At 43.8% G+C, this 24,938-nt stretch carries 23 protein-coding genes and 2 pseudogenes; 22 read left to right on the top strand and 3 right to left on the bottom strand.

Features of this window, described 5'->3' with window-relative positions; genetic code table 11:
- Window positions 1-2: 2 nt before the first annotated feature.
- From DW743_RS07645 to DW743_RS07540, 21 genes are all read left to right on the top strand, one after another.
- Complete coding sequence (locus tag DW743_RS07645; RefSeq protein ID WP_117538740.1) at window positions 3-1,412, top strand: relaxase/mobilization nuclease domain-containing protein; 1,410 nt, start codon at window positions 3-5, stop codon at window positions 1,410-1,412.
- Between the two features lie 366 nt (window positions 1,413-1,778).
- Window positions 1,779-2,471 (top strand): response regulator transcription factor, encoded by a 693-nt coding sequence (locus DW743_RS07640; RefSeq protein ID WP_117538741.1) that lies wholly within the window; start codon window positions 1,779-1,781, stop codon window positions 2,469-2,471.
- Window positions 2,468-3,499 carry a sensor histidine kinase gene (locus tag DW743_RS07635; protein WP_117538742.1) on the top strand — a complete coding sequence of 344 codons (1,032 nt, stop codon included), beginning with the start codon at window positions 2,468-2,470 and terminating at the stop codon, window positions 3,497-3,499. The genes DW743_RS07640 and DW743_RS07635 overlap by 4 nt, the downstream gene beginning before the upstream one ends.
- Before the next feature lie 165 nt (window positions 3,500-3,664).
- The gene (locus DW743_RS07630; protein ID WP_158568549.1) at window positions 3,665-6,040 is read left to right on the top strand and encodes an ABC transporter permease; all 2,376 of its coding nucleotides are present in this window, start codon (window positions 3,665-3,667) and stop codon (window positions 6,038-6,040) included.
- 130 nt (window positions 6,041-6,170) lie between these two features.
- Window positions 6,171-6,431, top strand: coding sequence for a hypothetical protein (locus tag DW743_RS07625; RefSeq protein ID WP_008816373.1), 261 nt, complete (start codon window positions 6,171-6,173; stop codon window positions 6,429-6,431).
- A gap of 5 nt (window positions 6,432-6,436) precedes the next feature.
- Complete coding sequence (locus DW743_RS07620; RefSeq protein ID WP_117538744.1) at window positions 6,437-7,102, top strand: ABC transporter ATP-binding protein; 666 nt, start codon at window positions 6,437-6,439, stop codon at window positions 7,100-7,102.
- 14 nt (window positions 7,103-7,116) lie between these two features.
- Window positions 7,117-9,489 (top strand): ABC transporter permease, encoded by a 2,373-nt coding sequence (locus DW743_RS07615; protein ID WP_117538745.1) that lies wholly within the window; start codon window positions 7,117-7,119, stop codon window positions 9,487-9,489.
- A 187-nt stretch (window positions 9,490-9,676) separates the two neighbouring features.
- Entirely contained in the window at window positions 9,677-10,447 is a 771-nt protein-coding gene (locus tag DW743_RS07610; RefSeq protein WP_117538746.1) for a response regulator, read from the top strand.
- 124 nt (window positions 10,448-10,571) lie between these two features.
- On the top strand, window positions 10,572-10,964 hold the full coding sequence (locus tag DW743_RS07605) for a winged helix-turn-helix domain-containing protein (RefSeq protein WP_117538747.1): 393 nt from the start codon (window positions 10,572-10,574) through the stop codon (window positions 10,962-10,964).
- Window positions 10,965-11,079: 115 nt separating this feature from the next.
- The gene (locus DW743_RS07600; RefSeq protein ID WP_055221059.1) at window positions 11,080-11,268 is read left to right on the top strand and encodes a helix-turn-helix domain-containing protein; all 189 of its coding nucleotides are present in this window, start codon (window positions 11,080-11,082) and stop codon (window positions 11,266-11,268) included.
- Window positions 11,261-11,953 (top strand): response regulator transcription factor, encoded by a 693-nt coding sequence (locus DW743_RS07595; RefSeq protein ID WP_117538748.1) that lies wholly within the window; start codon window positions 11,261-11,263, stop codon window positions 11,951-11,953. Before DW743_RS07600 ends, DW743_RS07595 begins: the two co-directional genes overlap by 8 nt.
- Window positions 11,954-11,958: 5 nt before the next feature.
- Window positions 11,959-12,876: a sensor histidine kinase gene (locus DW743_RS07590; protein WP_117538749.1), complete on the top strand. Its 918-nt coding sequence runs from the start codon at window positions 11,959-11,961 to the stop codon at window positions 12,874-12,876.
- A gap of 134 nt (window positions 12,877-13,010) precedes the next feature.
- Entirely contained in the window at window positions 13,011-13,937 is a 927-nt protein-coding gene (locus DW743_RS07585) for an ABC transporter ATP-binding protein (RefSeq protein WP_117538750.1), read from the top strand.
- The gene (locus DW743_RS07580; RefSeq protein WP_117538751.1) at window positions 13,930-14,739 is read left to right on the top strand and encodes an ABC transporter permease; all 810 of its coding nucleotides are present in this window, start codon (window positions 13,930-13,932) and stop codon (window positions 14,737-14,739) included. Before DW743_RS07585 ends, DW743_RS07580 begins: the two co-directional genes overlap by 8 nt.
- Window positions 14,740-14,744: 5 nt before the next feature.
- Complete coding sequence (locus tag DW743_RS07575; protein WP_117538752.1) at window positions 14,745-15,518, top strand: ABC transporter permease; 774 nt, start codon at window positions 14,745-14,747, stop codon at window positions 15,516-15,518.
- A gap of 99 nt (window positions 15,519-15,617) precedes the next feature.
- Complete coding sequence (locus tag DW743_RS07570) at window positions 15,618-16,010, top strand: winged helix-turn-helix domain-containing protein (protein WP_033143723.1); 393 nt, start codon at window positions 15,618-15,620, stop codon at window positions 16,008-16,010.
- A gap of 504 nt (window positions 16,011-16,514) precedes the next feature.
- Window positions 16,515-16,937, top strand: coding sequence for a hypothetical protein (locus DW743_RS07565; protein WP_015542925.1), 423 nt, complete (start codon window positions 16,515-16,517; stop codon window positions 16,935-16,937).
- Window positions 16,938-17,537: 600 nt separating this feature from the next.
- Window positions 17,538-17,753 carry a DUF6870 family protein gene (locus tag DW743_RS07555; protein WP_033143712.1) on the top strand — a complete coding sequence of 72 codons (216 nt, stop codon included), beginning with the start codon at window positions 17,538-17,540 and terminating at the stop codon, window positions 17,751-17,753.
- A gap of 135 nt (window positions 17,754-17,888) precedes the next feature.
- A complete protein-coding gene (locus DW743_RS07550) occupies window positions 17,889-19,517 on the top strand; it encodes a recombinase family protein (RefSeq protein WP_033143713.1) in 1,629 nt (542 codons plus the stop codon).
- Window positions 19,518-21,167: a recombinase family protein gene (locus tag DW743_RS07545; protein ID WP_055221047.1), complete on the top strand. Its 1,650-nt coding sequence runs from the start codon at window positions 19,518-19,520 to the stop codon at window positions 21,165-21,167.
- The gene (locus DW743_RS07540; protein ID WP_055221045.1) at window positions 21,152-22,690 is read left to right on the top strand and encodes a recombinase family protein; all 1,539 of its coding nucleotides are present in this window, start codon (window positions 21,152-21,154) and stop codon (window positions 22,688-22,690) included. The genes DW743_RS07545 and DW743_RS07540 overlap by 16 nt, the downstream gene beginning before the upstream one ends.
- A 33-nt stretch (window positions 22,691-22,723) precedes the next feature.
- Here the strand turns inward: DW743_RS07540 and DW743_RS18415 are convergent.
- Together DW743_RS18415 and DW743_RS18915 are read right to left on the bottom strand one after the other, a co-directional pair.
- Window positions 22,724-22,900, bottom strand: a pseudogene (locus DW743_RS18415) (site-specific integrase); the annotation flags it as partial.
- A 109-nt stretch (window positions 22,901-23,009) separates the two neighbouring features.
- A complete protein-coding gene (locus tag DW743_RS18915) occupies window positions 23,010-23,147 on the bottom strand; it encodes a DNA-binding protein (RefSeq protein WP_117449543.1) in 138 nt (45 codons plus the stop codon).
- A gap of 20 nt (window positions 23,148-23,167) precedes the next feature.
- Between DW743_RS18915 and DW743_RS18910 the strand changes: the two are divergent.
- Window positions 23,168-23,299: pseudogene (locus tag DW743_RS18910) on the top strand (helix-turn-helix domain-containing protein); the annotation flags it as partial.
- A 342-nt stretch (window positions 23,300-23,641) separates the two neighbouring features.
- On the opposite strand, the gene DW743_RS07525 reads toward DW743_RS18910, so the two are convergent.
- Window positions 23,642-24,640: a S66 family peptidase gene (locus DW743_RS07525; protein ID WP_117761189.1), complete on the bottom strand. Its 999-nt coding sequence runs from the start codon at window positions 24,638-24,640 to the stop codon at window positions 23,642-23,644.
- Between the last annotated feature and the right edge of the window lie 298 nt (window positions 24,641-24,938).

The raw sequence follows: 24,938 nt of genomic DNA, 5'->3' as shown, positions 1-24,938 counted from the left end.
GGATGGCGACCACACGGCTCATGCCGCTGCATGTCGGTAAAGGCCGGGATGTTTCCACGGCGATTGCAGACATCATTGACTACGTAGAGAATCCGCAGAAAACCGATTTTGGAAAATTCATTTATGGTTATGAGTGTGACACCCGAACCGCCGATGCGGAGTTTCTTTTATCCAAACGGCAGTATGCGAACCTGACCGGACGTAACCGGGGCGCGGATGATGTGATTGCCTACCATCTCCGGCAGGCGTTCAAGCCCGGCGAGGTCACGCCAGAAGAAGCGAACCAGATCGGGCGGGAGCTGGCACTAAAACTGACGAAGGAAAACCATGCTTTTGTTGTCTGCACCCATGTGGATAAACACCATGTCCATAACCACATCATCATAAATTCTACCACGCTGGACTGTCAGAAAAAATTCCGCAACTTCTGGGGTTCCACCTGGGCGATCCGGCGCATGAATGACAAGCTGTGCCTGGAGCATGGGCTTTCCATTGTAGAGAATCCGAAGCCCAGCCGCAACCACTACGGCACATGGATGGGAAGTCAGAAACAGCCTTCCCATCAGGAGCAGCTACGCTGGGCCATCGATGCTGCCCTGGAGGAAAAGCCGAAGGACTTTGAAGAACTTTTGAAGAAGCTGGAGGCGGCCGGGATCGAAGTCAACCAAGAGCGGAAGTACCTCCGTTTTCGCCTGTCACCGGAAGATAGATATACCCGGTGTGATACGCTAAAGGGCGACTATACCGAGCAGGCCATCAGAGAACGGATCGCCGGCATCCGGACGGTGAAACCGCGCCGTATCTCTCCCCAAAAGCCAGTTTCCAAAGTCGGACTGCTGGTGGACATTGAGGCGGCGGTCCGTTCCGGCAAAGGGCCGGGGTATGAACGCTGGGCGAAGGTGTTCAACTTAAAGCAGCTTTCCCAGGCGGTAATCTATCTCAAAGAGCATGGCGATATGAGCTATGAGGATTTGCAGAAAAAATCAGATGCCGCTACCGCCAGCTTCAATGCGCTGTCGGTACAGATCAAGGAACTGGAATCACAGATGGCCGCCAACGGGGAGCTGCAGAAACAGATCGTAAATTATGCCAAGACGCGGGCGGCCTATGTGGAGTACCGGAAAGCCGGGTACAGCAAAAAATTCCGTGCGGTGCATGAGACGGAAATCCTTCTGCACCAGGCGGCGAAGAAACACTTTGACGAGGTTGGGATTACAAAGCTGCCCTCCGTCAAATCTCTGCGTGAGGAATATGCCGGACTTCTGGAACAGAAACGGAAAGCCTATTCTTCTTACAAACAGGCCAGAGCCGATATGAAGGAGCTTTATAATATCCGGGCAAATGTGGAGCATTTGCTGGACATTCCTACCGGACGGGAACCGCAGAAGGAATCGCAGAAGTCGCGGCAATAGTTTTCCTTCTGCTTTCGGTTTTCAGCGTTCCAACGGAATGCGCAGCCATCACCGCAGGTGATGATCTCAGGGGTTTGGGGATATGTCACCAACAAGCATTTTGGCAGGAATACCGGAAACGGATTCCTGCCAAAATACGCAATCTTACGGAAGATTGCATTGCTTGCCAGTAGTTTTAAGAGTCTTTGGCAGAGGATCTGTTTACAGTTGCCGCATTGATAAACCTTTGATAACTGCCTATAATAGAGTTATTATTTTGAACTGCTATAACAGAGAAATGCAAAAAAATAAAATTTTTTGTCTGTTGTAACATTTCGCGGACATTTGCCTGTTATACTATTGGCAAAAAGAAAAGGAAGTGAGGATATGAAGCAGATTTTAATTGTCGAGGACGACAGTTTTTTGAATAAGATGTTGGCCTATAACATGACCGCAGACGGCTACGGCGTGACTTCTGCCCTAAATGCCAGAACCGCAGCCGCCGCCATCCGCCAGCGGGAATTTGATTTAGTGCTGCTGGACATCAACCTGCCGGATGGAAATGGTTTTGAGCTGTGCAAGCTGATAAAGCCCCAACACCCGGACACCATCGTGATTTTCCTAACCGCCAACGATCAGGAGAGCGACCAGATACGGGGCTATGAGGTGGGCGCGGTGGACTACATCACAAAGCCCTTTGTGATCGGGGCCTTGCAGCGGAAAATCAAAGCCATGTTTGCCATGCTGGAACACCACAAACCGGCCAAGGACATTTACGACGACGGGCGGCTGTTTCTGGACTTCTCGGAGCAGACGGCTTCCCTAAATGGCAAGCCCCTGACCTTATCCCCGATGGAGTACAAAATGCTGAACCTGTTCCGCAAAAATCCCCGGCAAGTGCTGACCCGTGGGCAGCTTTTGGAAAGGCTGTGGGATATAGACGAAAGGTTTGTGGACGAACACACCCTGACAACCTCCATCAGCCGGATTCGCAGCAAGATCGAATCCGACGGCGGCGCGCCCTACATCAAGACCGTTTACGGCATGGGCTATCAATGGACGGGAGGCGAGGCAAAATGAAGATTAAGAACCTCTCGGTAAAGCGGCTGTTTGGCCGGGTGGCACTGGGGCTTGTCCTCTCCATGTCCGGGAGCACCATAGCCCTGTTTTTTGTGACAAAACAGACGGCGGTGCTGCTGACGGGCGGGGTGCTGCTGCTGTGCGCCCTTGTGGGGATTTTTGTACTGACGCAGGCGTTTGGAAAGCGGCTGTCGCAGTTTACCGCCGACCTGTGCCAGACCTTAGACCACATGATCGCCGGGAATGAAGCGCCCCAGCGCCCGGAGGACAGCGAAACCCAGCTTGCCAGAATCGGACACCGGCTGGCAAGGCTTTACCAGATCATGCAGGAGAACCGCCGCCGGGTGGACGAGGAACGGCAGGAGTTACAGACCCTTGTATCAGATATTTCCCATCAGGTGAAAACGCCGGTGAGCAATCTGAAAATGGCGACGGACACCCTGCTGGAAAAGCCTATGACCGAGGCAGAGCGCACCGATTTTATCCGGGGAATCCGCAGCCAGACGGATAAGCTGGACTTTCTCTTTCAGGCCCTTGTGAAAACTTCCCGGCTGGAAACGGGCGTGATCCAGTTGGATAAGAAACCGGGACGCCTCTTTGATACCGTGGCACAGGCCATGAGTGGAATTGTGTATGCAGCAGAGAAAAAGGAAATCGTCGTGTCCGTGGACTGCCCGGAGGATTTGACCGTTTTCCATGACAGCAAGTGGACATCCGAAGCCCTCTTTAACCTGCTGGACAATGCGGTGAAGTACACCCCGGCGGGCGGGAAAATCACGGTGTCGGTGGTGCTGTGGGAAATGTATGTGGAGATCAAAGTGACCGACACCGGCAAGGGCATTTCCGAAAGCAATCAGGCCGCCATCTTCCGGCGCTTCTATCGTGAGGAAGAAGTACACGAACAGCAGGGCGTTGGCATTGGCCTGTATCTGGCCCGCGAGATCATAACGCGGCAGGGTGGCTATATCAAAGTGGTTTCGGAGCCGGGCAAGGGTTCTGAATTTTCTATTATGCTGCCTACAAAATAGAACGCGGCGGACGGCCATTTCCGGCTGCCCGCCGTAAATTTTTTTGAAATGTCCGAGCGTTGTAACATTTCACCCCGATTTTCAATGAAATTTTTTGGCCGCTGTAACATTTCGCGGACATTTGGGTTTTACAATGACCTTATCAAATATGGAGGTGATACAACTATGACATGGCCTTTTGAGAATGATACAAGTGCCATTACAAAAAAGTTGGCAAAACGAAACTTAAAAGCAGATAAAAGTAGAAACATCCTCATTATCATTACGATTGCCTTAGCTACCTGCTTGATAATGACAACGACCTTGTATTTTTTTGCTTCGCAGCGAAAATCATTAAATGATGCGGCTGGGCGTTATCAAGCAATTATCAATGAAGTCGATAGTGATACCATTACGAAATTAGTAAATGACGATAGGGTTCAAGTGGGTGTAAGTCATTTATTGGGTTTAGTATCTTATGGGGACTACAAATTAACCGTTCGTTCAATGGATGAAACACTAATGAAATTAGCAAAATATCCTGATTTAGAGGGAGAATTGCCCAAATCTACAAATGAAATTGCTATCACAAAGGCGTTTCTTGATAGAGCTGGATTGTCCAAATCCATAGGCGATACTATATCGTTAAATCTGGGAGATGGAGAAAAAGATTATACCTTATGTGGTATTTTGCCTGTCGAAAATTCAAATTATTCCGTATTCGTGTCGCAGTCCTATATTGAAAACAAGATCAGCGAACCGGCATACTCCGCTTATATCCGTTTGAATGAATCTGATGGTTGGTCTAAGGCTGCTATACAAGCTGAATTATCAACATTGTGCAGAGAATTGGAAATACAGCCGGAGCAAATGCAGTTTTCAACATATTATTTTTCTCTCATTGAACAGAGAAGCAGTCAATATATCACTGTAATAGCATTTATCAGTCTTATTATCGCTTTGGCTTGTACCCTTGTTATTTACAGCCTGTTTTATGTGTCCATAGCCAGAAAAACAAAAGAATATGGAAAACTGCGGACAATAGGGGCAACTGGAAAACAGATGAAAAGAATCGTTTTTAGAGAGGGATTTCATCTTTCCAGAATTGGTATTCCGATTGGAATATTAGCCGGTGCAATAGCGGGATATGTCCTTGTCCCGCAAGGCTGGAACACTTTAATGGTATTTGTAATTGCCGCTGTCACAGCTCTGTTTGTGTATCTATGCGTTATGATTGCTGTAATTAAGCCAGCCAAAATTGCTGCTCATGTTACGCCTATTGAAGCAGTCCGTTATATGGCGGGCAATAATGATGTAATGTCCAACAGTACAAAAGTGTTACATCGTTCTCTATCCGCGAAAAATTTAGCTTTCCTTAATTTTGCAAGGAACAGAAAGAAAACCGCTTTAACGATCCTGTCGTTAGGGGTATGTGGAATTTTGCTGATGGCAAGCTCTGCATATTTTAATTCCATTGATCCTTTAGCGATGGCGCGTAGGAGTTTTCCTTATGGAGAAATTCGCCTTGAATTAGGCGATTACGGGCCGCAGGCACATAACAGCGAACAATATTCAGAACTCCAAAAATTGAATCTGCTTACAGAAGATTTTAGAGAATCCATTTTGGACATAGATGGTGTGGAAGAAATAAAAGAATACCAAGGCACCGTTTTGAATGTTCGTATGCCAACGGGGGATATTGAACCGATTGTTTCAGACGCATATACGCCAAGCTCTCAAAAATTGCTTGAAGAATATTTGATTAATGGTACAGCAGATTTGCAGGAACTACTTAATAATAATGGCATTATTATTGAAAATGGCCCACAGTGGAAAGAAACTTTTGGGTGGGATGCAGCGATTGGGGACGAACTTCTGATTGAAGTTGGCGGACAAACATTGGAAGTAAAAGTAATGGGAATTGTGGACGCTAATATCCCGTATGGCGGATATGATACGCTATTTATTCCTTTAGAAATGCTGTCAAAGATCGTTCCTATTGAAAACCTCAATTATCAATTTATTGTAGATACAGATGACAGTAAATGGGCAGCCGCAAAAGATGAAATCCAAAAGATAATTCCACCGACTTCCAGCCTCTATGTTAGTACCTTGAATGATTGGGTAGAGGCATACAACGAAAAACTATTGAACTATCGTATGCCAGTCTACATTTTTGTTATGTTTATCGGGGTTTTTGGCATTATCAATCTGCTAAACACACTGATAACAAACATCTTGACCCGGAAGCGAGAACTGGGTGTTTTGCAAGCGGTTGGTTTGAGCAGTAAACAGCTTTCAAAAATGTTATTGATAGAGGGCTTGTTCTATACATTAGGGGTGCTTCTTCTTTCCATATCATGCGGAACTCTTATCGGGTATCTTCTCTGCACCGTCTTTAGTGCAATGAGTATTTTTGGAAAAGTAAGCTATCATTTTCCGACAGTTGAAATGTTCAGTTATTTTATACTGATGCTTGCCGTCCAAATGCTTTTCTCGTATTTGGCAATTCGGCAGATAAAAAAACAATCTCTGGTAGATCAAATACGGGAATTGTCATAAGAATTTTTGAAATGTCCGAGTGTTGTAACATTTCACCCCGATTTTCAATGAAATTTTTTGGCCGCTGTAACATTTCGCGGACATTTGGGTTTTACAATAGCCTTATCAACAAAAGCGAGGAGGCGACGCAATGGAACTGACCCCGACATTGATTTTGAATCTGGCGCTGCTGATCGTCCCGCCCGCTGTCCTTGTGCTGGTGTTCCGGCAATGGCTGGCCCGGCACATCCGCTGGACGGTTGCCTTGACTGCTCTCTGTGATGTTCTCCTGTTTTGGGATGAACTGTTCTACTATGAGAGCTTCGGGCTGTTCGCTGGGCTGATTCTGGTACAGTTGGCGGCCACCGGCGCGGCAGCGTTCCGCATTTACAACAAACAAAGAAAGGATTGAATTTTATGAGTATTTTACAGACTATCGACCTGAAAAAGTATTACGGCACAGAGACGAACATTACCCGCGCCCTTGACGGCGTGAACTTCTCCGTGGAGGACGGCGAGTTTGTGGCCGTTGTGGGAACCTCCGGCAGCGGCAAGTCCACCCTGCTTCACATGATGGGCGGGCTGGACACCCCCACCAGCGGAACTGTGATCGTCCGAGGCGAAGAACTGGCAAAGAAGAACGACGAACAGCTTACCATCTTCCGCCGCCGCAACATTGGATTTATCTTCCAGAACTATAACCTTGTTCCTATCCTGAATGTGTATGAGAACATCGTCCTGCCGGTGGAGCTGGACGGGGACACGGTGGATCAGAAGTTTTTGGACGAGATCGTTCGCCTGTTGGGGCTGGAAGATAAACTGAAAAATATGCCGAACAATCTTTCTGGCGGCCAGCAGCAGCGTGTGGCGATTGCCCGCGCCCTGATTACCAAACCGGCTATTGTGCTGGCCGACGAGCCGACCGGCAACCTTGACAGTAAGACCAGCGCCGAGGTGCTGGGGCTTATCAAGCGCACCAGTGCGGAGTTCCGGCAAACTGTTGTGATGATTACCCACAATGACGACATAGCCCGTCTTGCAGATCGGATTGTCCGCATTGAGGACGGAAAGATTGTGGAGTAAGGAGGTGGCAGTCTATGACATGGCCTTTTGAAAATGATACCAGTAGCATTACAAGTAAGCTGGCAAGAAAAAGTTTGAAAAGTGAGAAGCGCCGGAATTTGATGGTGGTGATCGCCGTTGCGCTGGCGGCATTTCTGATCTGCTTTACGGGAATTGTAGCTACTTCCCTGACACAAATGCAGCGCAATCAGGTTGTCGATACTTATGAGGCGGTCTGGCTGGGCGTAGAGGAAAACGACATTGAAACCCTGAAAGGACTGCCGGAGTTTGAGCGCGTAGGCGGCTACTATATGCTCGGTGAGGAACTTTCGGAACAGGGCTATCATGCCTCTTATGTATATAATGAAGCAGAAATGATGGAGATTGGGCGCGACCAAATGAAGCTATTGGAGGGGAATCTGCCCCAAAAAGCAAATGAAGTTGTCGTAAGCGAATACTTTCTCTCCACCTATGGAAACAATGCCAAGATCGGGGACACTGTGACCTTAGATACCGAGAGTTTTCATGGTGATTATGTCGTTACCGGCATTATGGACAGCGTAAATGAAAAAGAAGCGAATACCTGCGCTATCATTCTTTCCAAAGCTGCCCTGACAGAATGGAAAGGGTTTGATCCGGCTGGGTATCGCGCCTATGTCCATTTCAAAAACAGCGACCAGTTGGGCGAGGAACTGATAACCTCTTATTGCAGGGAGATTGCAGAGGAATATCAGCTTCCTAATCCCAGCATGAACAACAAGTATTTTGCTTATGCTTCTAAATCCTTTGATTTTTTACCGATTGTTGGTGTGATTGTTATTGTTCTGATCGGCGGCTATATTGTGATTCAGAGTATCTTCCGTATCTCCATCAATGACAAAATCAGGAGCTACGGACAGCTTCGGACGATTGGTGCAACGCCAAAGCAAATCAAGCGGATTGTAAAGCGGGAGGGACGCAAACTCGGCAGTATCGGAATTTTGGTTGGTACAGTGCTGGGCGTATGCTGCGGTTTTCTTCTGTTTTCCAAGGGATTTAACGCTGTTTCCTATGTCGTTATGGTTTCCCTGACACTCATAAGCAGTTGGATCATGGTGTCTATTTCCATCCGTAAGCCGGTGAAAATCGCGGCAGGGATTTCCCCCATTGAAGCCGTCCGTTTTACCCCGGTGCAAAAGGACATCCGCAGCCGGAAAAAGAATATCAAGCTCAATCCTGTTTCAATGGGAATTGCGAATTTTAAGCGTGACCGCAAAAAGACAATCTCTATTATAGCGTCTTTGAGTTTGGGCGGAATTATCCTGCTTGTGGTATCCTCCATGGTTTTGCTGCGCTCCCCAGAGGCACTTGCAAGGCAGATTTATCCGTATGGTGACTATAAAATTTATTTACATTCCGAGTTGGCAGTAGAAGAAGCTATGGCAGCGGGAAATCCATTGAATGAGAAATTGAAGCAGGAAATTTTGGCCATTGATGGTGTAACCGATGTGATTACAAAAAGGCAAAGCCTTCATATAAATTATCGTGCCAACGGAATTGATGAGGCTGGTTGGTGTGATATACTAACTGAACAAAATTATTCTGCGGTTGAAGCTGCATTGATAGAGGGAACTATGCCAGCGGATGCACACAGCATCATAATTGATTCGCATACAAGTAATCGTGATAATATAAGAGTGGGAGAAACGGTTGAAGTTACCTCTGGGAAATCAACTATTCCTGTTACTATATCAGGGGTGTTTGACAACGATAGCATACCAACTGATGGACATGGAACAGTCCCAGTTGACGCTCCACTTGAATTTGCAACGGAAGCATTATTTCATGAATTACATCCAGAAATAGCTTCGTTTGACTATTCATGGAACATTGCAAGTGATCCGAAAAAAGCGGACAATGTAGAGTCTGAATTGAAAAATATTGTAGCCACTCATACTGATATTGCGTTAGAAAATATTGACACTATAATTGAGTATGAAAAAAATATAAATGCTTTTGTATTTGGCAGTATAGAGGTACTTTCATGGCTGGTATTCCTCTTTGGCGTTATCAACCTGATCAACACGACCCTCTCTAATCAAATGTCCAGAAAACAGGAAAACAGTGTTTTGCGTTCCATCGGACTGACCCAAAAGCAGCTATGTAAAATGAATATCTGCGAGGGGCTGTGCTATGCGTTCTTTGCAACATTGGCGACGCTGATCGTTGGGCTTCCGGCTTCCATCTTTGCTTGTAGCAAATTTAGTGTAGGAGCTTTTGCCGGAAAAGTAGTGCCTTACAAATTCCCGGTTTTGGAAATGGGTCTGTTTATTCTGGTATTGTTCGGAATGGAACTGATTTTGTCTGTATGGACAGTCCGCAGACAGAAAAAACAATCCCTGATTGAACAAATGCGGTCAATGGAATAACCGTATGGGATCGGCGGGGCGGCGTGTGCTGCCCCGCCTTTTTCGCCATTTTCCAAAGAAATTTTTGAAATGTCCGAGCTTTGTAACAATTCAGCCTGTTTTTCTGTCGAAATCAAAGGCACCTCGGACATTTGTGTAACATTTGTAGTTTATGCTTGTGGTAAATCAATATTGGGGGTGAGGACACATGAAAAAGATACTGCTGATTGACGACAGCGACACCTATACATGGTGTCTGCAAAAATACTTACAGCACCGGGGCTACCCGGTAAAAACGGCTTCCACTCTGAAAGAAGCGCGGGCCGCCATCCAAGAGGAAATGCCGCTGGTGGTCTGCTGTGATCTCGACCTGCCGGACGGTTCCGGCATGGACTTTCTGGACGAGGTGCGGGCCGCAGACAAGGAGCTGCCGTTTATTCTGGCGTCCTGCCATGACAGGGAGGACTATGAACAGGAGGCTATGCGCCGGGGCGCAACGCTGTGCATGGACAAAATGAAAGGGCTGCTGCTACAAGATAAGCTGGTGGAATACGCCTACCGGCAGTTATCCGGCGAAAAAGCCCCGACTTTTCACAAGCTGCTCTTTGTCCATGCGGAAGATACCAACGCCGGAGTGCTGCGGGCGGCTATGCTGCAAAAGGGCTTTGACCTAATTCTGGTTTCCTCGATTGGGAAGGCCAAGCGCCGGATTTTTGAGGATAAGGAAATAGAACTGATCTTGTGCGATCTGGAACTGCCGGACGGCACAGCAATGGAGCTGTTTCATACGCTGCGACGGGTGGCGGGGATGTTCCAAATGAAGAATCCCCCTGTCCGGCTTCTGCCGTTCTTTATCCTCACCGAAAACAACGACCTTGCCACGGAATATGAATACCGGCATGAGGGCGTAAACGACTATATCACCGCCCCGGTCAATATCCCGGAGCTGATCCGGCGAGTTCTGTTCTTTGTGGAGTAATTGAAAAATTTTACGGAGGTGATGATGTGATGGGACATTAGCTGTTTTTGATATAGAAGAATCTGGTAAGCAGATCGGAGAAAAATTATTTCTGCTTCTTAACGAGGAACAAAAGAATGCTCTAATGCAATATATTTTGGAACAGGGAGTCTGTCATGGAACGGTATTCAATTCCTGTCACACTTCCTCCGCAGCAAAGAAGAATCCTCTAACAGAAATACAGGAAGGCGAGCTTTATCTATGTCTGGAGCACCGCACTGTCAGGGTTCGTGAACGGATTATCAACCTGACAAGCAAAGAGTTTGATATACTGGCATTACTCATTGCTAATCCCAAACGTGTTTTTACTTACGAACTGATTACCGATTTGGTTTGGAAAGAGGATTGTGATTTCTATTCGAGAAAAGCGATTCATAATCATATAAGTAAGCTGCGTAAGAAGTTGCGCTTTGAACCAGATCTTCCAAACTATATTGAGAGTGTCGCCGGAATCGGCTATAAATTTGAACATTTGTAAGCTAAAGCCACGAGATTTTCTTGTGGCTTTAATTAACATCCACTTCCGAACGCTTAATATTGAAGGTTGTATTATTCGAGCTAAAGAACTATAATAGATTCTATGGAGGTGCGATATGGAATATATGACATTAAAAGAGGCCGCCGAGAAGTGGGGCGTGACACCTCGTAGAGTAAATTATTATTGTGCTGGTGAACGTATTTCTGGAGCAGTAAAGATGGCCGGTATTTGGCTGATTCCCAAAACTGCAGAAAAGCCGATTGATGGTCGGACAAAACAAGGGAGAGAATTGCGCCATGAATAAAATTTTGATTATAGATGATGACAGAGAACTGTGCGCTTTGATTAAACACAGCGTACAATCAGAACATATAGAAGCCGATTTTTGTAATACCGGAAAAGAGGGCTTGCAGAAATTAAAAGAGCAAGAATACCAGCTTGTGGTGCTAGATGTGATGATGCCCGGTATGGATGGCTTTGAAACGCTGGAAGAAATCCGCAAAGAGAACAGCCTGCCGATTTTGATGTTCACATCCAAAAATGACAGCGCTTCTAAAGTGCGGGGCTTACGGGCCGGAGCGGACGATTATCTAACAAAGCCGTTTGATATGGACGAACTGATTGCCCGTATTGCGTCCCTCATTCGCCGCTACACCCGCTTTAATCAGCAAACGGGAACTATGCAAAAACTGGATTTTGATGGGTTGCAAATTGACCTTGAAAATCGTTCTGTTACGACGGAAACCGGCACTTTTGAACTTCCACCAAAGGAATTTGATCTGCTCCTGTACTGTGCAAAACATCAAGGAAAAATTTTGACAAAACAGCAGATTTATGAGGAAGTTTGGGGCGAAGAATATTTCTATGATGACAGCAACATTATGGCGATCATCAGCCGGCTTCGTAAAAAATTAGAAGTCAATCCTTCCAGTCCAAAGTATATTCAAACGGTCAAAGGGATTGGCTACCGCTTTAATAAGGAGGTATAGCTGGTATGAAGATCATCGTTTTCCTGTCCGTTGTGATTGCTATTGTAGCTGTGCTAACCTCCATCCTTCTCATTCGTCGCGTAAAAAAGCAAATAGCAGAAATGACCGATGCGCTGGTTGATGTGAAAAATGGAAATGGCAATCGGCGTATTTTGTCTGCAACAAATGAACTGATAGCACCTCTTGCCTATGAAATCAATGAGATCGTTGTGTCCTATGAAAGCAGACTTTCGATTGTCCGGCAGGCAGAGGAAACCAACCGCCAGCTTATGACGAGCCTTTCCCACGATGTTCGGACACCCCTTACAACCCTCATCGGCTATCTTGACGCTGCACATAAAGGGCTTGTTACAGGGAAAGACCGGGATGATTATATCGAAATCGCCCGCCGGAAAGCCCATGATTTGAAAGAATATATTGATGTACTCTTTGACTGGTTCAAGTTAAATTCCAACGAGTTTGCTTTGGAAATCCATCCTATTGAGGCCGCAGAGCTGACAAGAAATATCCTGATCGACTGGATACCGATTTTTGAAGATAAGCAGGTCGATTATGACATTGATATTCTCGAACAGCCTGTCCGGGTAAGATTGGATACGGACAGCTATATGAGGATTATCAATAATCTCATTCAAAATGTAATCGCTCACAGCCATGCGGACAAAATTAAAATTGCCCTGTCAAAGCAGGGAAATAACATGAGGCTGCTGCTGGCGGATAATGGTGTAGGAATTGAGAAAGAAGATTTGAAACACATTTTTGAACGGCTTTATAAGTGTGATAAAGGTCGGTCTGAAAAAGGCAGCGGTCTTGGTCTTTCTATTGTCCATCAGCTTGTAGAAAAGATGGGTGGAAGCATAACAGTTGAAAGTTTGCCGGGAAAAGGAACTGAATTTATGTTGTTTTTTCCTTTGGAAATTTAAGTGGGTTCCCGTCTTTATGGCGGGAACCTTTGTCATTTTGCCGGATTTCAAATTGCAAGGTTAATGCAAGGTTGCGGCAAGGTTAATGCAAGGTTGGCGTGATAGAATACTTTACAGAACAGGAGGTTTTGAATATGGACACAAATTACATCATTGAAACGAAAAATCTGACGAAGCAATACGGTTCACAAAAGAGTGTGGCTGACTTAAATATCCATGTGATGCGTGGGAGAATTTATGGTCTGCTGGGCAGAAACGGAGCCGGAAAAACTACTACCATGAAAATGCTGTTGGGCTTAACAAATCCGACTTCCGGGGAGGTTAAAATCTGGGGAAAACCCTTGCAGGGGAATGAAAAGAAATTGCTGCCCCGTATCGGCAGCTTGATTGAGTCCCCCGGTTTTTATCCAAATCTGACCGGCACAGAGAACTTGCGTATCTTTGCTACTCTGCGGGGCGTACCAAACAATCATGCCATCAAAGACGCTCTGGATTTGGTAGGACTGCCCTACAAAGATAAAAAGCTCTTTTCACAGTATTCTCTTGGTATGAAGCAGCGGCTTGCCATCGCCCTTGCCGTTATGCACGATCCAGAACTTTTGATTTTGGATGAGCCGATCAACGGTCTTGATCCCATCGGTATTGCGGAGGTACGCTCCTTTATTCGGGAGCTTTGCGACGCAAAGGGAAAAACGATTTTGATTTCCAGTCACATTCTTTCGGAGATTTCCTTGCTGGCTGACGATATTGGAATTATCGACCACGGTGCATTGCTGGAAGAAGAAAGTCTTGCTGAGCTGGAGCAAAAAAGCAGTAAGCATATCCGGTTTACGCTCTCTGATACTGCACAGGCGGCAAGAATTTTGGAACGCAATTTCCGTGAAAACCATTTCTCTATACAGGATGACCACAATCTGCGCCTGCACAACCTTGATCTACCTGTGGGGAAAATTGTAACTGCCTTTGTTGAAAATGGATTGGAGGTATCGGAGGCGCATACTTGTGAAGAAAGTCTTGAAGATTACTTCAAGCGTGTGACGGGAGGCGAGGGAATTGCTTAAACTGATCAAATGCGAGTTTTGGAAATTAAAGCGAAAAAGATTATTATACGCACTGATGTCATTATCGTTATTTTTTCCGTTGATTTTGGCATATATGGCAAAGGCGGGAACAGGTGCAGATACAACGGAACATTATCTTCAAACCCGATTTGATTATGTTTATACAATGATGTTGGGATATGGATTGGTTTTTTTGCTTCCATGTCTAATTGGTATCATTGCCGCTATTTTGTTTTTTATAGAAAGAGATTGCGATACTTCCAAAAACCTTAGAACAATTCCTGTTACAAATACACAACTCATTATGGCAAAAATTTCTATGCTCTTTATTTTTAGCATTGCGTTTTGTCTGACAAGCACATTATCTGTTGCGTTGTTTTGTAAACTGTTTCATGTAGGAATGGTTTATGGTATGACTTATAAGATATTTATGAGCCTTATTTTTGGAGTTCTTATCGTAGCAGCTTCTTTGCCGATTGTATTTTTAATTATTTGTTTTAACAAAAGTTTTTTGCTTTCTATCCTGCTTGCGTTTTTTTATTCTATTTTTAACTGGGGCATACTGGGGACGATTGGAACATCTATAAGTGCTGCAAAAATTACTTTCTTAAATTCTTTCCCAGTTATATGTGTTATGAACTGGACAAGCGGCTTAATGATGGATCATTTGCAAAAAGACAATCTTTTGCCGGAAGCCTATGCGATTGTACCAACCACCTTCCATACAATTTTTATTCTGGCAATTACTGTTATACTTTCGTTGTGGTTGATCATTCGCTTTTATAAAAAATGGACGAGGTAAATGATATGGGAAAGATAATAAAAACGGAATTTTTAAAACTAAAACGCTATTCTGTAATAAAAGCCGGAATTATTATGACAGTGCTTTCGCCGCTGCTGTCACTGTTTTATTCCACAGCCAACGGTGGACAGACATGGACATTTGACTATTTTATGCAGCAAGTTATGATTAGTAACTGTACCTTGTTTTTTCCGATTATCATTGCACTGATAGCAGGTTATATTATAACAAGGGAATATACAGACGATACGATGAAGAATATATCAACAATTCCTATTTCATATAAACAGTTACTTTCAGGAAAACTACTTGTCCTATTGTTGTTGACAATCTGCTTTAGCTTTATAGGATGCGTGCTAGCATTAGTAATCAATGTTATTGCTGGATTTCCAGGAGTGCATTTTGGCAATCTGCTCAATATGTTTATTCGTGTTACCGGAGCAAATTTAGGAATTTACATTTCAGTTTTGCCGATTATTTTACTATTCTGTTGTTCGGTAAACAATTTTTTGGGTGGGGTTGCGTTAGCATTTGTGTATGGATATTTCGGAACTTTTGAAGGAACACTGTTAAATTATTATCCGATTAAAGCAAGCATGATTTTAGTAGACCCTACTTGTGGTGCGGAATATGGTTATACTTATCACATTTTCCCTGCTTTCATCACAATAGTTTTGACTTTCTTGATTTCTGTGATTATTCTTGCAAATAAAAAGAAAGAACCCAGCACATTGACTGTCACTAAGAAGAAAAAAGTAGTTAGAAAAAAGGGATGGTGACGTGATGGGACATTAGCTGTTTTTGATATAGAAGAATCCGGCAAACAGATTGGCGAAAAGTTATTTCTGCTTCTTAACGAGGAACAAAAGAATGCTCTAATGCAATATATTTTAGAACAAGAAGTCTGTCATGGATCGGCACTCATTTCCTGTCACACTTCTTCCATAATAGAGAAAAATCCTCTGACAGAAATACAAGAAGGCGAGCTTTATCTATGCCTGGAACATCGTACTGTTAGGGTTCGCGAACGGATTATCAACCTGACAAGTAAGGAGTTTGATATACTGGCATTACTCATTGCCAATCCCAAACGTGTTTTTACTTACGAACTGATTACCGATTTGGTTTGGAAAGAAGATTGTGATTTCTATTCGAGAAAAGCGATTCATAATCATATAAGTAAGTTGCGTAAGAAATTGCGCTTTGAACCGGATCTTCCAAACTATATTGAGAGTGTCGCCGGGATCGGCTATAAATTTGAACATCTATAACATGAGCCCACAAGGTGTTGTTTCCCCTTGTGGGCTTGCTTTTTGCAGCATATATTCTAAGAGCGGAATATGTAGAAAATTGCGAATATAAAGAGTAAAAAGCGAATATCTGCGGACTGATAAAGGAAACATAACCGATATAATTTTCTCCCAAGGAGGTATCAAGCAGCCGATTCAGGTTCCTCCTTGATGGGAGGAAATGCCTATGCGTCTATGCAACACAGATCTGCAGATAAACTGCTTTACATTCAGTCACCTATACGTCGTAGTCCAGCTCGTATGGATTGCGGCGTTTTTGGTTTCGACAAAGTTTGAGCATTTTCGCTGTCAACCACCCGGAAAAATTTCATACTGCTGCTTTGGCGCGCCTGTTCTTTGTACGGGCGCGCTTTTTTGTACCCTTTTTTTAATCAGAAAGAGACTTAGACCTTATCGCTGCCGCAGCCCACCCTCTGATTTCGATTTTTGCCATCAACTCAAACATCGAAATTGGAGGAAATTACTATGAAGAAAATCAATCTTCGGGATTATTACCCGTATTATACACAGGACATGATCGTTGAGGTGCCGGATGAAGTTGCTTTGTTGCTTCGGGAATATATGTTGTTGGAAGAAGCCTATCGGATTCGTACATACCGCTATAAAGCATTTTACTCTCTGGATCGAGACGAAGGTATTGAGCGTGAGATATTGCAAAAGCCTCTTAACCCGGCAGAAATTTGGGAACAGCGCCAAATGACGGAGTTGATTTATAAAGGTCTTTCCAAACTTCCGGTAAAGCAGCGCCAACGAATCTATGCACACTTTTTTCTTGGCATGAGCAAAGCAGATATTGCCAAAGCGGAAGGAACACACAAAAGCCGGATCACCCGTTCTATCGAAGCCGGATTGCGTAGTCTGGAAAAATATTTCAAAGAAATTTTATAACAGACGGCAACTTTGCCCCTAAAAATGTACTGAATAGTAGAGGGACATATTCGGCGGGACAAGCTGGACGGGTGTGGTAAGGAAGCATATATATCCTCTCACCCCAACTGTAATATCAATTTGTCTGCCATGCCCCTTGCTTGTTCCTTGACAACCGAATATACGCTGTTACAGGTACTTCATTCTGTGTTCCGAGCGGCAGATGGGGCGGCGCGGTGACAGGCAGCCTAAGGAGGTGATGAATCCAGGCTGTCCGAGCGATAAACGCAACCTACGAAACCGGCTGTGGCAAGCCGGACGCGATAACGACACAGATCATAATGGTACTTCTTCACAGCTTCCTAAAGACTTGGGGAGAGTTCCTGCGGCGTTTGCTTGCTCTGGCAAAGCGGCGGCGTATGTGGGACTATGATGCGGTGACGCTACCCGCAGCCTGTAACAGCCCCGTCCTTATAACAGAAGGACTTGCCGGGGTGCGTGGCAAATACGGCAGTAAAATCGAAATCAGATATAATGGGCCGGATTTATGTGTGTAACAACCGTAGATCCGACCTATTCATGTGGTTTTGATAACACAGTTTTCAGAAGGGAGTTGATACTATGGAAATGAACACCATTGTCAGTGAAGTGGGTACGCTGGTAGACATTCGGGATGTTTCTGTCAACAAAGAACTTTCCCGTGATGAACGGATTGCAGAATTTGTTCAGCAGATAAAAAATCCATACCATTTTAAGTGTGGCCGTTTTACTGTACAGGCCAGCTTTTCTGCTGAAGGTGCTACCCTGGAAGAATGTATCAAGGGTATTTTACGATAGGCGCAATTTTAAGAAAGGGGCTGACTTTTCCGTAAAAGCATGGTAGAATAAGAATCGGAAAAGGAATTGAATATGGACTAACCACACTTCTTGAATTGCGGGGATTTTTCTGTGCAACGAAAGGAGTGTTTTTTTATGCAGGTTTACAAAGCGATTAAGTACATCCGTCTTTCTTATACGGATGATAAAACAGTAGAAAGTGACAGCGTTGCCAATCAGCGGCGCCTGATCGATGATTACATAGCCCGACACCCGGAAATTGAGGTTGTGGCAGAAAAAATTGACGATGGTTATAGTGGCGTTTTGTTTGATCGCCCGGCATTTCAGGAAATGATGCAGATGATCGAACAAGGCGAAGCTAATTGCGTGATTGTCAAAGACCTCTCCCGCTTAGGTCGTGAGTACATAGAAACAGGCCGCTATATGCGCAGGGTGTTTCCAGCCTATGGAGTGCGTTTTATCGCAATTAACGATAATGTGGATACGGAAAATGACGCTGCCGATGATCTCACGGTTTCTGTCAAAAACATTATGAATGAGGCTTACTGTCGGGATATTTCCGTTAAGACACGGAGTGCCCTGGAAGTAAAACGGCGCAGCGGGGATTTTGTAGGTGCTTTTACCATCTATGGTTATGTGAAAGTCGGCGATAAACACAAGAGCCTGGAAGTAGACGAATATGCTGCCAATGTTGTGCGGGATATTTTCAGAAAACGGCTGGAAGGATTCAGCGCTTCCCATATAGCGGATGAACTGAACCGATTAGGAATTCTTTCACCGTTGGCGTATAAGCGCAATCACGGAATGCCTCATGCAAAAGGTGGCTATACAGACCGAAAGGATTGCAAATGGTCTGCAACTACAATCATCCGCATTTTACAGGATGAAACTTACACCGGAACACTGGTCCAGGGCAAGCAGACAACGCCCCATTTCAAATTAAAAGAGCGTGAGGACAAACCTTCTTCGGAATGGATTCGTGTGGAGGGAACCCATGAGGCAATCATACAAAAGCACGATTTTGATCTGGTGCAAAGGCTCCGCAGGATTGACACAAGGACTTCTCCTAAATCGGATAAGGTTTACCTGTTTTCCGGCATTTTGATCTGCGGCTGCTGTGGCTGCCGTATGACCCGCAAGACGAACCGCTATAAAGATAAAGAGTATCACTATTATTACTGCCCGACCGGTAAAAAGAATGGCTGCACATCGTCGGTCATGCTGAAAGAGTCGGATCTGATTGAATGTGTACAGGACAGTTTGAAAGGACATATTGAAAATGTTGCTTCTCTGGATGCCCTGCTGTCCAGTATCAGTCAAGAACGGATTAACCGGGAATTGGCGCAGGAATATGCCGCACAGATCAGAGTAAATGAAAAGCGTGTGGCACAGACCGAGGGCTTTAAGGCAAAACTCTATGAAAATCTGGTGAGTGGAATTCTGACAAAGGAAGAATTTCTCTCTTACAAGCGAAAATACAATGCAGATATTGAACTGTTCCAAAAAGCAATCGCTGAATGGAACGAAAAACTTACAGATGTATTAGAAAACCGAAGCGAACGAAACCGTTGGATCAACCATTTTATGAAATTTTCTACTATGGAGGGTATTGACCGTCGGGCAGTCATGCAGCTTATCCGAAGCATACGGGTAATGGGTAAAGATGAACTGCATATTGAATTTAATTACCAGGATGAGTATCAGAAAGCAATCTCTTTGGCGGAACAGATTGCTACAAAAAACGAAGAAAGGATGGTGGGCTAAATGGCAAGAAAAAGCAGAAAACAGACGGCAGCTCCCATGCCGGCACCATCTTTGTATGTACATGTGGCTCTGTATATCCGTCTTTCTGTGGAGGATAACAAAAAGCGGGGCTGCTCAGTAGAAAACCAAAAGTTGGTACTGAATGACTTTCTTTCAGATAAACCGGACTTCGTTGTGTATGATACTTATATCGACAACGGAGCAACAGGGACAAATTTTCACCGCCCTGGATTTCAGCAAATGCTATCTGATATTGAAGCAGGCCACATTAACTGTGTGATTGTTAAGGATCTTTCCCGATTAGGGCGAAATTCTATTGACACAGGTTATTATATCGAACAATATTTTCATGCGCATAATGTTCGGTTCATTGCTGTTACGGATCAGTTTGACACAGCGGATTCCGGAAATCTTCATGGCGGTATCATGCTGCCTTTGAAAAATATGATCAATGAAGCCTATGCTCTGGACATTGGGCGAAAAATCAAAGCACAGGCGCGGCAGGCTATGAAAGATGGCGACTATATTGGTGCACGGGCACCTTACGGTTACAGGAAAGACCCGGATGATTGCCATAAACTTCTGATTGATGAAAATACTGCCCCTGTAGTAAAACAGATTTTTGAATGGGCACATGAACATGTGGCACTGAACCGGATTGTCCGCAACCTAAATGAGATGGGGATTCCGGCACCGAGCCATTATAAAAAGACCACTGGCGAGATTACCAGTCCGGGACTGATCGGAAGCGGCAAATGGCAGACCCGTACAGTGATGAAAATCTTAGAAAGCGAAGTTTATACAGGCGATCTGGTGCAAGGGAAAACAAAGATTGTAGATCATCAGCAGGTCAAGGCTGGAGAAGATAATCTGATTATTGTAAAATGCACCCATGAACCGATCATCAGCCATGAGTTGTTTCATGCAGTTCAGGAATACAGAAAACAGATCTGTGAAGAAAGCAAAGCAACTCCAAAACGTCCCTACACACCAAACATTTTCAAAGGTAAAGTGTTCTGTACTGATTGTGGCAGAAGCCTTCACAGGCAACGCGCCGAGCGCCGGAAAGGACCCGACACTTACTGGTTCCACTGCCTTACAAACAGCCGGGTAGAAAAAGATAGCTGCAAAGGTGCGATGATACAGGAGAAAGAACTGATTTCTACTGTTACGGCTATTCTTGAAAAAGAGCTGACAGTTGCGCTGGGAATGTCGCTGCCACTCTTTCAGTTGGAGGCAAGACAAAAACAGGAAAAAGATAAGCTGAAAATTCAGATGTCGGCCAAACGACAGGAAATTGAAAAAACACGCCGGCTGATCCGTGGCCTATATGAAAATTTTGTACAGGGTATTTTGACAAATGACGAATACTTTGAATTGAAAGCGGATTATGAACATGCTATCAATGCTCTGTCTGGTGAGATTGAAGTATTTGAAAAATCTATGGACTCCCTGGACAACCAGCTTGCCAGATACCGTGCAATGGAAAAGGATGCAAAAACACTGGCACAGGATCATGTACTGACTGCAGAACTGATTGAACGGCTCATTGAACGAATTGAGATCGACCACGAGCGGAATATTCATGTAACCTTCCGTTTCAAAAATGAATTTCAGGGAAAGGCGGTGGAACCGTGCGCAACTATGTGATTGCCCTTTATATCCGTCTTTCTGTGGAAGATTTCAAAACCGAAAGTTTGAGTATACCAAATCAAAAACTGATTCTTCGTGAAAAAGCTATGTCTCTGCCGGAATGGGATAACAGTGAGATTTTGGAATTTATTGACAATGGTCATACAGGGACAAACTTTGAGCGTCCGGCGGTGCAGGAACTTTTAACAATGGTTCAGGCTGGAAAGATCAACTGTATTATTGTAAAAGACCTTTCCCGATTTGGACGTAACAGCATTGAAACCGGCTATTTTATTGAGCGGGTATTTCCTCTTTACCACACCCGTTTTATTTCCGTCAGTGATGATTTTGACACGGCTAATTTCAAAGGTGATACCGGAGGGATTGATATTGCTTTCAAGTATCTTATTAGCGAGTGTTATAGCCGGGATATGTCCATGAAAACCAAAAGTGCAAAATACGCAAAGATGCGTCGTGGAGAATATCAGAGTGTCATCTGTCCTTACGGCTATCGCAAGAGTGCAGACGGACGTATGGAACCGGACGAGGATGTTGCCCCGAATGTGCAGATGATATTTCAATGGGCGTCTGAAGGCAACACCGCAGCCGAGATCACAAGAAGATTGTATGCTATGAATATCCCCACCCCTGGGGAATATCGCAAACTTAAAGGCAAGGACTATTACAATGTTTCCCGAACAAACGGCGTTTGGAGTACATCAACGGTCCTGCGTATTTTAGAAGATCAAAGATATATCGGTACCTATGTAATTGGCAAGAGAAAGGTAAAAGAGATTGGCAGCCGACATACACAGTTAAAGGATGAAAGTGAGTGGTTCAAAATACCGAACCATCATCCGGCTATTATAAGTGTGGATCTATTTGAGAAAGCCAATGCTTCAATTAAGCGTTTCTCTCTGTCAAATAAAAAGCCGCGTGATTATCTGCTCCGCGGTAAGGTATTCTGTGGATGCTGCGATCATGCAATGTCTCTACGAAATGGTGCGTGGTTTTATTGCCGTCATTCCGAGGTGGCTGAAACGCTTCCTTGTCATGGTGTGCGCATAAAGATGGCAGATCTGGAGCAGGTTGTATTTGAAATAATTCGGGCTCAAATGTGTCCGGCATTGGGAATTGACAGCAATAAGGATAAATTGGATTTGCAGACAGTCCAGCAGGCCGAACATGAAGAAAAACTCCGTTCTATTCAAGACAGCAAGCGGCATCTTTATGAGCAGTATGCACTCGGAGAGATTGATTTGGAAACCTATCGAACACGAAAAGCGGTTTATGATACGGAACTGGTACAAGCCAAAAATGTTCATGCTGTCATCACTGCACAGACAAAGCAGATAAAAAGTGATTATGAGATTAAGCTGAAACAACAGGAAATTGTGCAGGAAGTCGGAAACGCCAACATGCTGACAAAAGCTCTGATTGACCGGCTTATCAACAAAGTTTACGTCTTTCCAGGAGATCGGATTGAGATTGAATATGCAACACAGGATTTCTTAGAAACTAAGGAATCCGAAAAGGTATAACCGTGAACACCCATTTGAAACAGCTATGGGCAGCTATGAAGCTGCCCGAAAAACTTCAAAAAAAGTTATAAATTTTTTTGTCGTGGGCTTGACATACGGGTGTCTCAAATCATGCACACGGATTCGCTTCACCCCAGATATTTTTGAGCCTCTATTCATTTCATGATGCAGATAAGATTTGGAAATTGTGAAAATCCGTTCGTCCTCTTTTGGATGGCTGGTGCGTTTCTCCTGTCCAATCAGTATAACGATAGACCACTCGCCACTTCCCAGTGACATTATCTTTGTAAATACTCATACAAATTCTCCTCTCTTTCTCTTACATTTCGCTGTAACATACTTTTTTGCGGAAATAATTAGTGTTTACTCTGCCAGCTACCGTAAGATAACCCAGCTTCTGTAATTCTTCATTTAGCTGTTTGACAATCTTATAAGCATAAGACTTGGAAACTCCCAGTTCCGCTGCAACTTCTTCTAATCAGCAAGGAAGAATATGATGAATGGAGATATAAGTATCCGGAACTGGATACTTACCAGAAACGTGCCAAGATACCATCTCAGGAATTGAGTGATTACCTCGTAAAAGAATTGACTAAAAAAGAAAAATAAGGAAAAAGAAAACCTTACCGATATTCAGTTTTTTACTTCTGAAAATCAGTAAGGTTTCTTTATATACGTTATGAAATAAAATTTTTATTCGCCGAATAACCACAAAATGTTGCCATTTTGTTTCCAGATACTAAGCAAATTTGTTTGAAACTCGCATAAATACTGGCTTTGTCAAATTGTGTGGATTATTCAAACTCGTCTCACAGCAATTTAATTCTCATGTTTTTATAGCATTCTAATATGTTTTCAGCATCTTCCGGTAATGCTTTTTCAATTTTAATTTCCATCACATTTTCACCTCAAAATTCCGATTTATCGATTTTCTAAGTCAAAAGTTGTTACTTAATTCAATGGAGATTCCATCAATACAACTTTCTTATTTGCTGCATCCATCATCACTTCACATCCGATAGGCATAGTAAGCATAGGGTGTGTATGGCAACAATCAAAATCAGCTAATATAGGAATTTTAGTATCTCCTAAAACTTCTAATAGAATTTCATAAGGACATTTTCCAGTTCCATTATCATCGAATTTTTCATGTTTTCCCAAGATTATTCCACTTACTTTTTCAAATACACCAGCAAGTTTCAACAATGAGAAAGAACGTTCTATTGTACACGCATCTTTTAACGAATCCTCAATAAACAGAATATCTCCCTTTTTAATCTCCGGCATATATTCAGTTCCAAAAAAGCCCTCCATTGTGTTAAGATTTCCGCCTATCATTCTCCCCTGACAAATCCCTGGATTCACGCATATCCAATCATTTCCAAGTTGCTCTTTTGACCTGTCTTGTTCAGCCCAATTGATAAACTCTTCTGTCCAAACCTCTGGCTTTTCATAACAATAAGGAAAAGATATTGTCCCTTTTATCATAGAGTTAAAACTATCAAATGTCCAATCAACAAAAGGAGGCAACTCCCCAAACGAAGATGCAACAGCCGGTCCATAAAAAGTAATTAGCCCTGTCTTTGCGTAAATAGCAAGCAATAAGGCGGTAACATCTGAATATCCAATAATTATTTTGGGATGCTTCTTTAAATATTCATAATCAATATATGGTAAAATTGAGTTTGTATTGTTTCCGCCAATGGATGCCATTAGAATCTGAACATCCTCATTGTATAAGAGTTGATTAAACTCCTGTGCTCTTTCCTGAATTGTTCCAGAACGGTAGTTATCCTTTTTTCGGTATAACTGCCCATTTATTATTTTATAACCTTTAGATTCTAAATATTTGACTCCTCGTTCATAACGAACAGGGACAGTTGCAGAAATTGGTGATGATGAAGAGAATACGCCTATTGTAATATCATCTTTTAATTTTCTTGCCTTCATATTTCAAGTTCCTCCAGAAATTCCAGTTTAATTGTTTCAATTATATCCCTCTGCTCTTATTCTGGCAATTCTTATCTATACAAAAAGGCAGTCGTTCCTACTCTTAGAACGACCACCCATACTTTTGTATCAAATTACCTTGCGCCTCTATCATGTTTTCTTCTTACAGCATATCTCTGTTCCTCAATCGCCTGTTCCCTCTGTCTCGCTGTCCTCACTGCCGACTGCACCACATCTGAACCAAGTACCGCTTTTGTTCTCTGATAATCCATTTCTACACTACGAAGTTGTTCATTCT

This window comes from Blautia sp. AM28-27 (assembly GCF_003480905.1).
In the GTDB taxonomy this organism is placed as follows: Bacteria; Bacillota; Clostridia; order Lachnospirales; family Lachnospiraceae; genus Fusicatenibacter; species Fusicatenibacter saccharivorans.
The sequence above is the reverse complement of the archived record's forward strand: the minus strand, read 5'-3'. Positions and strand labels throughout refer to the sequence as shown.

Coding starts and splice junctions, on each gene's coding strand:
- DW743_RS07645 (WP_117538740.1), top strand. CDS start 3: ATGGCGACCACACGGCTCATGCCGCTGCATGTCGGTAAAGGCCGGGAT.
- DW743_RS07640 (WP_117538741.1), top strand. CDS start 1,779: ATGAAGCAGATTTTAATTGTCGAGGACGACAGTTTTTTGAATAAGATG.
- DW743_RS07635 (WP_117538742.1), top strand. CDS start 2,468: ATGAAGATTAAGAACCTCTCGGTAAAGCGGCTGTTTGGCCGGGTGGCA.
- DW743_RS07630 (WP_158568549.1), top strand. CDS start 3,665: ATGACATGGCCTTTTGAGAATGATACAAGTGCCATTACAAAAAAGTTG.
- DW743_RS07625 (WP_008816373.1), top strand. CDS start 6,171: ATGGAACTGACCCCGACATTGATTTTGAATCTGGCGCTGCTGATCGTC.
- DW743_RS07620 (WP_117538744.1), top strand. CDS start 6,437: ATGAGTATTTTACAGACTATCGACCTGAAAAAGTATTACGGCACAGAG.
- DW743_RS07615 (WP_117538745.1), top strand. CDS start 7,117: ATGACATGGCCTTTTGAAAATGATACCAGTAGCATTACAAGTAAGCTG.
- DW743_RS07610 (WP_117538746.1), top strand. CDS start 9,677: ATGAAAAAGATACTGCTGATTGACGACAGCGACACCTATACATGGTGT.
- DW743_RS07605 (WP_117538747.1), top strand. CDS start 10,572: ATGCAATATATTTTGGAACAGGGAGTCTGTCATGGAACGGTATTCAAT.
- DW743_RS07600 (WP_055221059.1), top strand. CDS start 11,080: ATGGAATATATGACATTAAAAGAGGCCGCCGAGAAGTGGGGCGTGACA.
- DW743_RS07595 (WP_117538748.1), top strand. CDS start 11,261: ATGAATAAAATTTTGATTATAGATGATGACAGAGAACTGTGCGCTTTG.
- DW743_RS07590 (WP_117538749.1), top strand. CDS start 11,959: ATGAAGATCATCGTTTTCCTGTCCGTTGTGATTGCTATTGTAGCTGTG.
- DW743_RS07585 (WP_117538750.1), top strand. CDS start 13,011: ATGGACACAAATTACATCATTGAAACGAAAAATCTGACGAAGCAATAC.
- DW743_RS07575 (WP_117538752.1), top strand. CDS start 14,745: ATGGGAAAGATAATAAAAACGGAATTTTTAAAACTAAAACGCTATTCT.
- DW743_RS07570 (WP_033143723.1), top strand. CDS start 15,618: ATGCAATATATTTTAGAACAAGAAGTCTGTCATGGATCGGCACTCATT.
- DW743_RS07565 (WP_015542925.1), top strand. CDS start 16,515: ATGAAGAAAATCAATCTTCGGGATTATTACCCGTATTATACACAGGAC.
- DW743_RS07555 (WP_033143712.1), top strand. CDS start 17,538: ATGGAAATGAACACCATTGTCAGTGAAGTGGGTACGCTGGTAGACATT.
- DW743_RS07550 (WP_033143713.1), top strand. CDS start 17,889: ATGCAGGTTTACAAAGCGATTAAGTACATCCGTCTTTCTTATACGGAT.
- DW743_RS07545 (WP_055221047.1), top strand. CDS start 19,518: ATGGCAAGAAAAAGCAGAAAACAGACGGCAGCTCCCATGCCGGCACCA.
- DW743_RS07525 (WP_117761189.1), bottom strand. CDS start 24,640: ATGAAGGCAAGAAAATTAAAAGATGATATTACAATAGGCGTATTCTCT.